At 73.7% G+C, this 9,142-nt stretch carries 8 protein-coding genes and 1 riboswitch; of the genes, 7 read left to right on the top strand and 1 reads right to left on the bottom strand.

Annotation, left to right across the window (positions count from 1 at the left end):
- Nucleotides 1–130 precede the first annotated feature (130 nt).
- Nucleotides 131–2,101 carry a sensor histidine kinase gene (locus G3A44_RS22815; protein ID WP_163460056.1) on the bottom strand — a complete coding sequence of 657 codons (1,971 nt, stop codon included), beginning with the start codon at nt 2,099–2,101 and terminating at the stop codon, nt 131–133.
- Between the two features lie 35 nt (nt 2,102–2,136).
- Between G3A44_RS22815 and G3A44_RS22810 the strand changes: the two genes are divergently transcribed.
- From G3A44_RS22810 to tssG, 7 genes are all read left to right on the top strand, one after another.
- Nucleotides 2,137–2,823, top strand: a complete 687-nt coding sequence (locus G3A44_RS22810; RefSeq protein ID WP_163460055.1) for a LuxR C-terminal-related transcriptional regulator — start codon at nt 2,137–2,139, stop codon at nt 2,821–2,823.
- Nucleotides 2,824–2,956: 133 nt separating this feature from the next.
- Nucleotides 2,957–3,062: riboswitch (cyclic di-GMP riboswitch) on the top strand.
- A 94-nt stretch (nt 3,063–3,156) separates the two neighbouring features.
- The gene (gene tssB / locus G3A44_RS22805) at nt 3,157–3,657 is read left to right on the top strand and encodes a type VI secretion system contractile sheath small subunit (RefSeq protein WP_163460054.1); all 501 of its coding nucleotides are present in this window, start codon (nt 3,157–3,159) and stop codon (nt 3,655–3,657) included.
- A 63-nt stretch (nt 3,658–3,720) separates the two neighbouring features.
- Nucleotides 3,721–5,214 carry a type VI secretion system contractile sheath large subunit gene (tssC, locus tag G3A44_RS22800; protein ID WP_163460053.1) on the top strand — a complete coding sequence of 498 codons (1,494 nt, stop codon included), beginning with the start codon at nt 3,721–3,723 and terminating at the stop codon, nt 5,212–5,214.
- A 98-nt stretch (nt 5,215–5,312) separates the two neighbouring features.
- A complete protein-coding gene (locus G3A44_RS22795; protein ID WP_163460052.1) occupies nt 5,313–5,792 on the top strand; it encodes an Hcp family type VI secretion system effector in 480 nt (159 codons plus the stop codon).
- Between the two features lie 38 nt (nt 5,793–5,830).
- Nucleotides 5,831–6,328 carry a type VI secretion system baseplate subunit TssE gene (gene tssE / locus G3A44_RS22790; RefSeq protein ID WP_163460051.1) on the top strand — a complete coding sequence of 166 codons (498 nt, stop codon included), beginning with the start codon at nt 5,831–5,833 and terminating at the stop codon, nt 6,326–6,328.
- Nucleotides 6,328–8,166 carry a type VI secretion system baseplate subunit TssF gene (tssF, locus tag G3A44_RS22785; RefSeq protein ID WP_163460050.1) on the top strand — a complete coding sequence of 613 codons (1,839 nt, stop codon included), beginning with the start codon at nt 6,328–6,330 and terminating at the stop codon, nt 8,164–8,166. The genes tssE and tssF overlap by 1 nt, the downstream gene beginning before the upstream one ends.
- Nucleotides 8,163–9,142: type VI secretion system baseplate subunit TssG (gene tssG / locus G3A44_RS22780; protein WP_163460049.1), on the top strand; the 980-nt coding region annotated here is incomplete at its 3' end. The genes tssF and tssG, both read left to right, overlap by 4 nt.

Here is a 9,142-nt window from a genome sequence, read left to right as displayed (position 1 = left end):
CGGCGCCGCCGCCGGCGGCACGCCCCGGCACACCACGCCGGCGCCGGGCGCGCCCGCAAATTCCCGGGGGTGTCGAGGTGCCGGAACCGGCACCGGCAGCAGCACCGGCAGCGGCGCCCCCGCCGGCGCCTCAGGCCGCCGATGCTGCAGGGGCGGTGGTCTCGGCGGTGGCGGCTGCCGCCACGGCCACCGGTGCCGGCCACAGCAGCAGCACCGAGGTACCTTCGCCAGGGGCGCTGCGCAGCTGATGCGCCGCGCCAATGGTGCTGGCCCGCGCGCGCATCGAATCCAGACCGATGCCGGGCGTGCCGCCGGGCTCGAAGCCGCGGCCGTTGTCCCGCACTTCCATGCGCACACCGCCCTGGGGGCAGGTGGTGGCCACCAGGCGCACCTGCGTGGCGCCGGAGTGCTTGAGCACGTTGGAACAGGCTTCCTGCAACAGGCGCAGCAGGTGCATACGTGCCGCGTCCTGCGGCAGGAAGCCCGCGGGCAGCGCCCCCACCTCCCACAGCAGCTCGATGCCCCGGGCCTGCAGCGCCGGGGCCATGCGCCAGCGCAGCGTGCCCAGCAGGCCGGCCACCGGATCGTCGTCGGGGTCGCCCGGCCCCGGGTCCACGGTCAGCACGTCCAGCACGCTGCGCAGTTCCTGCAGCGCATCGTCAAACAGCTCGGCCACCGACTCCGGCCGCATCTGCGGCTGGCTCTTGAGCATCGCGCTAGCCGACAGCAGGTGCGCCCCCAGACCGTCGTGCATGTCGCGCACGATGCGCCGGCGTTCCTCCTGCACCGCCAGCTGTTCGCGCTGGCGCTGCAGGCGCTCGTAGTCGGCGGCGATGCGCACCCGCTGGGCCTCCACCTCGCGGCGCAGGCGGTGGGCGTCACGGGCCTCGGCCCGGGCATGGGCCACCAGGCGCTCCACCACCTGCAGGGCGAAGGCCACGCACACCAGCGGCACGGTCACATAGCTCCACACCCGTCCGCCATAACCCGCGTCGCTGCCCCAGCGGGCAATGTCCAGGCCCTGCGCCAGGATCACCAGGCCAAAGGACAGGGTCATGAGCAGGGCCGAGAGGCTGCGGTCGTGCCGCAGGTGGGCGACCAGCCAGCCCAGGGCCACCAGTGCCAGCGGCAACATGGCCCAGGCCAGGGTGCGCAGCCACAGGGACCAGGCCGGCGGCGGCAGCAGCCACAGCAGGGCCAGCCCGCCCAGGCAGCCCAGCAGCAGCGGCAGGCGCCAGCGCTGCATGGGCTGCCCGGCAAAGGCCAGCGCAAACATCAGCATGGGCGGCACAAAGGCCGCCCGGCTGGCGAAGTACAGGTGCCCCCAGCGCTCCGGTGCGGCCGGGCTCTGCAGGTGCAGCAGGTGCAGCACCCAGGCGCCGGCCATGAGCGCAAACCACATGGCCTGCCGCTCGCCCAGCTGCCACCACAGCAGCAGCCCGGCCATGGCCAGCAGGGCCATCACGCCCACCGCACCGGCCATGCGCTCCTGGATCAGGTCGGCCTGGGCGCCGCAGACCCGGGCCATGGCGTCGTCCTCGCCCAGCAGCACGGGGCCCAGACCCGGCAGCAGGCCGTGCGGAGCCTGCACCTCCAGTGCCAGCCGGCGGGCCTGGGCCGGCCAGGCGCCCAGGCTGAGGTGCAGGGGCCGCATGAAGCGACGGGCCTGCAGCGCCGGCACGGGCAGGCGCTGGCCGTCCAGGGCCAGGCCGCTGACCAGGGGGGCACGCAGCAGGCACAGGCCGGCGGCCGGGGGCTCGGCAGGCACGGGCCCGGTGCGTGCCGCCGGCGTCAGCGCGGCCATGCGGTCCAGCGGCAGCACCAGCCTCAGCGCCCCCGGTCCCTGCTGGGGGGCCGCTGCCGCCAGCGGCAGGGCCTGCAGCGTCGCTTCCGTCAGGGCCACCGGCCCGGCGTCCACCCAGGCCTGCTGCAGCAGCATGCAGGCGCTGTCGGTTTCAGGGCAGCGAGGCTGGGCCTCGGTGGGGGCCTGCCACCACCAGGCCAGCAGGGCCAGGCTCAGCAGGGCTGCGCCCAGCAGACGCCATGCGCCCGGCGCCTGCGCCGGCACCGATGCACCGTGCCGCCCCAGCGCGGCTTGCATAATCCGTGACACCTGCAGCGTCCTCCCGGCCCACCATGCCCCCCACCGCCAGCCCCCCTGCGCAGCCCAATCTGCTGCTGGTGGAGGACGATCCCCATTTTGCGCACTGGGCGGCCCTGGCCCTGCAGGCCGCAAAGCCGGAATTGAGGCCTCTTGTCGCGCCTAGTCTGGCGACCGCCCGGCAGGCCTGGGCCCATCCCCCGGCCACCGGCTGGCGCCTGGCGATCGTGGACCTGAACCTGGGGCCCGAGCAGGGCGCCACCTTCATCGCCGAGATCACCGCCCAGGCGCCACAGCTGCCAGTGCTGGTGCTCACCTCGGTGGACACGCCGGACAAGGCGCTGGAGGCCATCCGCGCCGGCGCGCAGGGCTACATCCTCAAATCGACGATGAGCGAGGAGCTGCTGCGCGGGGTGGAGCAGGTGCTGGCCGGCGGCTCGCCGATCACCCCCAGCATCGCACGCCAGCTGCTCACCGAGTTCCGCCAGACCGGCGCCGCCCCCGCCACGCCGGCGCCAGCCGCCGGTGTGCCCGAGTCCATGCTGGAGAAACTCTCGCAGCGCGAGGTGGACGTGCTGCGCCTGCTGGCCCGCGGCTACACCGACAAGGAGGCGGCCCAGCAGCTGGACATCGCCCCCACCACGGTGGACACCCATGTGCGCAAGATCTACCGCAAGCTGAGCATCAACTCGCGGGTGGAGCTGCGCCGCCTGCTGGCCTGAGCCTGCGCGGCACCCGCGGCCCCGGCCCGACGCCTCACCCCTCCCTTGGGGTGTGACAGATTGCCCGCGCCGCGGGTCCCCTCCCGCGTTTCACGTGATGCCCCACCGGCGGCGTCTGCGGGAGCATCCCGCCTTGTGAACAGGGCTCACCCGTGCGAAAGCCGGGGTCGCAAAGCTTCCGGTCTACCGCCACCCCCATCCCCCGCGGACGAGGTGGCCAGGACAGCGGGGCCGCCACAGGCAGGTTCCGGCGTCAGCGCCGGGCCTGGCGACCCCCTGCCGTCGTCTTGAGGCGCTGCTCTGGCCCTTCAACCCGAGTGGATAGGAGTTGTCATGGCTGACAGCCTGCAGAAGTGGGTGGGACGCAACCGCCCCCCGCGCGTTCAGATCACCTACGACGTGGAGATCGGCGACGCGGTCGAGAAGAAGGAGTTGCCGATGGTCGTGGGCCTGCTGGCCGACCTCTCCGGGCAACCCCTGAACCCGCTGCCCAAGCTCAAGGAGCGGCGGTTTGTCGAGATCGACGGCGAGAACTTCAACGAGATCCTCAGCAAGATCGCCCCGCGCCTGGACCTCTCGGTGCCTGACACCCTCAAGGGCGAGGGCAACCTGAAGGTGGAGCTGAACTTCACCGACTACGAGCACTTCCACCCCGAGGCCATCGTCAAGCAGGTGCCGCGCCTGGCCCGCCTGCTGGAGGCCCGTCAGCAGCTGCGTGACCTGCTGGCCAAGCTCGATGGCAATGACGAGCTTGACGCCCTGCTCGACGGCATCGTGCGCAACAGCGAGGAGCTGCAGGCCCTGCGCCGCCAGGCCCAGCAAGGCGGCGCCTGAGTGCCCGCCCGCCGCAGCCCGTCCCTCCCCACACCCAACCGTCTGAACAAGGGGTGATGACCCATGTCGACCGAACTTGAAGCCGGTGGCGGCGCCGCCGCCACCACCGCCCAGGATGCCGCCAGCCTGCTTGACCGCATCGTGCAGGAAGGCAAGATGGCGCTGGACCCGTCCCAGGGCCCCTACGCCCGCCAGCTGCTGGGCCAGCTGGCCACCCAGATCCTGGACGAGGGCATGAAGACCGCCCCCGACCAGGGCGTGGTGGCCGCCATCAACGCCCGCGTGGCCGAGATCGACCGCATCCTGAGCGACCAGCTCAACGCCATCCTGCACCACCCCGACTTCCAGGCCCTGGAAGGCAGCTGGCGCGGCCTGCACGACATGGTGTTCGGCACCGAGACCAGCTCGCGCCTGAAGCTGCGCCTGCTCAACGTGAGCAAGAAGGAGCTGCTCAAGGACCTGGAGTCCGCCATCGACCACGACATGAGCGTGCTGTTCAAGCACGTCTACGAGGCCGAGTACGGCACCTTTGGCGGCCACCCCTACTCGCTGCTGATCGGCGACTACGAGTTCGGCCGCCACCCGCAGGACATGGCCCTGCTGGAGCGCATCGCCAAGGTGGCCGCCGCCGCGCACGCCCCCTTCCTGGCCGCGGCCTCGCCGGCGCTGTTCGACATGTCGGACTTCACCGAGCTGGGCGTGCCGCGTGACCTCAGCAAGATCTTCGAGAGCGCCGAGCTGGCCAGCTGGCGCGGCTTCCGCGACAGCGAGGACTCCCGCTACGTGGCCCTGGTGCTGCCGCGCTACGCCGCCCGCCTGCCCTACGGCGCGGCCACCGTGCCGGTGAGCAGCTTCAACTACGAGGAGGACGTGGACGGCACCGACCACGGCAAGTACCTCTGGGCCAACTCCGCCTACCAGCTGGGTCTGCGCATCACCGACGCCTTCGCCCAGTACGGCTGGAGCACCGCCATCCGCGGCGTGGAAGGCGGCGGCAAGGTCAGTGGCATCACCGCCCACAGCTTCAAGACCGCCGAGGGCGACGTGGCGCTCAAGTGCCCCACCGAGGTGACCATCACCGACCGGCGCGAGAAGGAGCTCAACGACCTGGGCTTCATCGCCATCGTCAACGCCAAGGGCGAGAACTACGCCGCCTTCTTCGGCGGGCAGACGGTCAACCGCCCCAAGACCTACAACAAGGACGCCGCCAACGCCAACGCCCAGCTCTCGGCGCGGCTGCCGTATGTGCTGGCGGCCTCGCGCTTTGCCCACTACCTGAAGGTCATCATGCGCGACAAGGTGGGCAGCTTCCAGACCCGTGCCGAGGTGGAGAGCTACCTCAACAACTGGATCGCCGACTACGTGCTGCTCAACGAGAGCGCGCCGCAGGCCACCAAGGCCCGCTTCCCGCTGGGCGAGGCCCGGGTGGACGTGACCGAGGTGGCCGGCAAGCCTGGCGCCTACCAGGCCACGGTCTTCCTCAAGCCGCACTTCCAGATGGAGGAACTCACCGCCTCCATCCGCCTGGTGGCCTCGCTGCCGGCGCCGGCGGCCTGAGCCCCGCGCCGCGCCTGTCCCCCTGAGCCAACCCCGCGCCGCAGGCGCGCCGGCCCCGGCCGGCGCCTGCGGCCCGCCACCGTCACGGAGAAGTCCAAATGGACGTGATCATTCTCGAAATCCCTGGGATCAAGGGCAACTGCCAGATCGACAAGTACCAGGGCCAGATCATCATCCTGTCCTACAGCCACGGCGTGCACCTGCCGCTGCAGATGGACACCTCGAACACCGAGCGCACCGCCGGCCGCCCCGTGTTCACCGAGATGACGTTCAACAAGATGACCGACATCTCGACCCCGGTGCTCTACGCCGCCTGCGTGCAGGGCAAGAAGCTGGGCGACGCCAAGATCCACATCGGACGCAATGAGAACGGCGTGTTCATGTCGATCATGGAATACGTGCTCACCAGCGCCATGGTCAGCAACATCACCACCTCGGGCGGTGGCGGCGTGCCCTCGGACACCTTCTCGCTGAACTTCACCAAGATCACCTCGGAGTTCACGCAGCAGGCCTCCGACTCGCTGAAGAAGGGCACCTCCACCTTCGGCTGGGACCTGGAGACCAACAAGGCCGCCTGAGCCGCTGAGGCCCCGCCCCGACCCGCCCCCGCGCCGACATGTCCCGCCTGCTGCCTACCGCCGTCCAGCCGCTGTTCGACCGCCTGGGCGCCGCCCCGGCGGCAGCGCAGGACTGGCGCGGTCCCGGCCCGGGCCGCCTGGACGCGCGGGGCCTGCGCGAATCGCTGGCCCGCGAGGTGGGCGCCCTGCTCAACACCCGGTCCCGACTGGGGCTGGAAGACTTCATCGCCCGGGCCGAAGGCCCGGGCCTGAGCCTGCTGGACTACGGCCTGCCCGACCTCAGCCCGCTCACCCCCGCCAGCGCCGACGACCGCGACACCCTGCGCCGCGCCGTCCACCATTGCCTGGCCCGCTTCGAGCCCCGCCTGCAGCACACCGAGGTGCAGGTCAGCCCCCTGCCCGGCCAGGCCCTGCGCGCCCGGCTGAGCATCGACGCCGCCGTGGCCCTGGGCCCCGAGCTGCGCCGGGTGCAGTTCGACCTGGCCGCCGACGCCCAGTCCGTCGGCTTGCGGCCCCTGCCCGAGGGAGCAGCCTGATGCGCGCCGACGACGAGCTGCTGGCCGCCTACCAAGACGAGCTGGCCCACCTGCGACTGCAGGGCGAGCAGTTCGCACGCCGCCACCCGCAGGTGGCGGCCCAGCTGGGACTGGGCGCCGGGCCCGCGGCCGACCCCCACATCGAGCGCCTGATCGAGGCCAACGCCTTCCTGGCTGCCCGGGTGCAGCGCGACCTGCGCCGCCTGCAGCCTGTGCTGGCCGCCAGTTTGCTGGAGCAACTGGCCCCCAGCCTGGCCCAGCCCCTGCCCGCCCTCACCGTGGCCCGCCTGCAGCCCGATCCGGCGCAGGGTAAGGTCACGGCCGGCCTGTCCGTGCCCGCCCACACCCTGCTGCTGGCCCGCCCGCCGGCGCCGGCCAGCGCCGAGGAGGCCGACGCCCTGGACGGCGGCGAGCCGCCGCTGCGCTGGCGCACCGCCTGGGACCTCACCCTCTGGCCGTTGCACCTGGATGCCGTGCAGTGGGTGGACGGCCACGAGCTGCGCCTGCGCCTGCGCGCCGAGCCCGGCACCGAGCTGCGCGAGCTGGCCCTGCAGCAGCTCAGCCTGCACCTGAGCGCCGGCGACGCCGCCAGCCCCGTGCTCTATGAGGCGCTGGCCTGCGGCCTGCGCCACCTGGCCCTGATCGGCGCCGACGGGCGCCGCCTGCCCCTGGCGCCCCACCAGCTGGTGCCGGACGGCCTGGCGCCGGAGCAGGCCCTGCTGCCGCGCGCCCCCCAAACCCCGCCCGGCCTGGGCCTGCTGCAAGAGCAGCTGGCCTTTGCCGCCCGCGGCCTGTTCTTCCGCCTGGAGGGCCTGGCGGCGGTGGTGCCGCGGCTGGGGCCCGGCGAGCACGCCTGGCTTTGCCTGGGGCTGGACCGGCGCCACGCCAGCCACCCCGCGCTGGCCCGAGTCGGCCCCGAAGCCGTGCGCCTGAACTGCGTGCCGGTGGTCAACCTGTTCGCCCAAGCCGGCGAGCCCCTGCGCCTGGACGGCCGCCAGCACGAATGGCGCCTGGTGGGCAGTCACCGCCACGAAGCCGCGGTGGAGGTGCACAGCGTGCTGGCCGTGGCCCTGGACCGCCTGGACGGCCAGCCCCCGCAGCCCCTGCCGCCGCTGGGTGCCCATCCCGGCCCCACCGGCCTACCCTGCTGGAGCCTGCGGCGCGACCGCGCCGCCCGCGCCGAGCTGCCCGGCAGCGACGTCTGGCTGGCCCTGACCGAGGACCAGGTGCCAGAGACCGCACGCCTGCTCCACACCCGACTGCTGTGCACCAACCGGCACCGCGCGCAGCAACTGCCCGCCGGTGCCCGCCTGGTGGCCGAGGGCGTCTCCAGCGCGCTGCACATCCGCACCCTGTACGCCCCCAGCCCGGCACAGGACGCCCCGGTGGCCGGCGAGCAGCTCTGGCGCCTGGTGGGCCTGCTGCGGCTGCAGCACGCCAGCCTGGTGCCCGGCACCGTCCCCGCCACCGCAGACGGCGCGGCCAGCACGGACCAGGAGGCCAGCGTGGCCCCCCTGCGCAGCCTGCTGCAGCTGCTGGCCGGCGGACAGGCCCGCGCCCTGGCCCCGCTGCAGGGCCTGCGCGCCCTGCGCGCCCGCCCCGGCGTGGCCCGCCTGCCCGGCCCAGCCTGGCGTGGCCTGGTGCGCGGCACCGAGCTGGAGCTGGAAGTCGACCGCAACGCCTTCACCGGCAGCAGCCCGCTGCTGCTGGGCGCAGCGCTGGCCCGCTTTCTGGCGCTGACCACCACCACCAACACCTTCGTGCGGCTGAGCCTGCGCCAAGGCGACGAGATCTGGACACCATGGCCACCGATGAGCGGACAGCAGCCCCTGCTGTGAGCCCCCACGGCGCGGCCGCGCCCGACCCCTGGTGGCTCACGCCCCAGGGCCACAGCCTGCTGAGCGCCATCAGCCGGCTTGAACGCAGCGTGCCCGGCGCCGTGCCCTTGGGCAGCGCCCCCCTGGGCCGCGGTGAGGCCGTGCGTCTGCAGGCCCATCTGGGCCTGGGCTTCCCCGCCGCCGAGGTGCTGGCTGTGGGCGACCTGGCCCGCCACCGCGCCGAAACCGCCGTGCCCCCGGCCCTGGAGGCGGCCCAGCCCGGCCGCACCGCCGCCCTGGCCGAGCGCCTGGCGCGCCAGCACGACGCCCAGCGCGACGGGCCGCGCTGGGTGATGCTGACCCCGCTGCTGGCCCTGGGCGGCCCCCACGGCCCCCTGCCCCTGGCCGACACCGAGCGCCTGGCCGGCCGACGTCCCGGCCGCGGCGCCCTGGCCGCCCTGCCCCAGGGGCCGGGCCAGGCCCTGCTGGACCTGTTCCACCACCGCTGGCTCAGCCTGTTCTACCGCGGCCGGCAACTGCACGCCCCCGGCCTGCAATGGGGCCCGCCCAGCGCCAGCCCGCTGGCCCGGCTGCTGGATGCCCTGAGCGGCCTGGGCCTGCCCGGGCCCGAGGACGGCAGCGTGCGCACGGCGGTGGATGGCCGCGGACCGCAGGGCGAGCTGCCCTGGCTGCGCCACGCCGGCCTGCTGGGCTTTGCCCCGCGCTCCCTGGACGGGCTGACCACCCTGATGGCCGACCGCCTGGGCCTGCCGGTGCGTGGGCGACCCTTTGCCGGCGGCTGGCTGCCGGTGGCCACCACCGACCAGGCGCGCCTGGGCCACACCCGGCTGGCCCCGCGCCAGCCCGGTGCCGGCGGCCTGGGCGTACTGGGCCGGCGCGCCTGGGACGCCAGCGCCGCGGTGGACCTGCACGTGGGCCCGGTGCCCCCGACACGCTGGGACGCCCTGCTGCCCGGCGGCGCCGACCACGCCCGGCT

Origin of the sequence: Ideonella livida, from assembly GCF_010499455.1 — a bacterium.
Taxonomy (GTDB): domain Bacteria; phylum Pseudomonadota; class Gammaproteobacteria; order Burkholderiales; family Burkholderiaceae_C; genus Ideonella; species Ideonella livida.
The sequence above is the reverse complement of the archived record's forward strand: the minus strand, read 5'-3'. Positions and strand labels throughout refer to the sequence as shown.

Bases quoted from the DNA above. Each gene is read 5' to 3' on its own strand.
- G3A44_RS22795 (WP_163460052.1), top strand. From the start codon at position 5,313: ATGGACGTGATCATTCTCGAAATCCCTGGGATCAAGGGCAACTGCCAG.
- tssC (WP_163460053.1), top strand. From the start codon at position 3,721: ATGTCGACCGAACTTGAAGCCGGTGGCGGCGCCGCCGCCACCACCGCC.
- G3A44_RS22810 (WP_163460055.1), top strand. From the start codon at position 2,137: ATGCCCCCCACCGCCAGCCCCCCTGCGCAGCCCAATCTGCTGCTGGTG.
- tssF (WP_163460050.1), top strand. From the start codon at position 6,328: ATGCGCGCCGACGACGAGCTGCTGGCCGCCTACCAAGACGAGCTGGCC.
- tssE (WP_163460051.1), top strand. From the start codon at position 5,831: ATGTCCCGCCTGCTGCCTACCGCCGTCCAGCCGCTGTTCGACCGCCTG.
- tssB (WP_163460054.1), top strand. From the start codon at position 3,157: ATGGCTGACAGCCTGCAGAAGTGGGTGGGACGCAACCGCCCCCCGCGC.
- G3A44_RS22815 (WP_163460056.1), bottom strand. From the start codon at position 2,101: ATGCAAGCCGCGCTGGGGCGGCACGGTGCATCGGTGCCGGCGCAGGCG.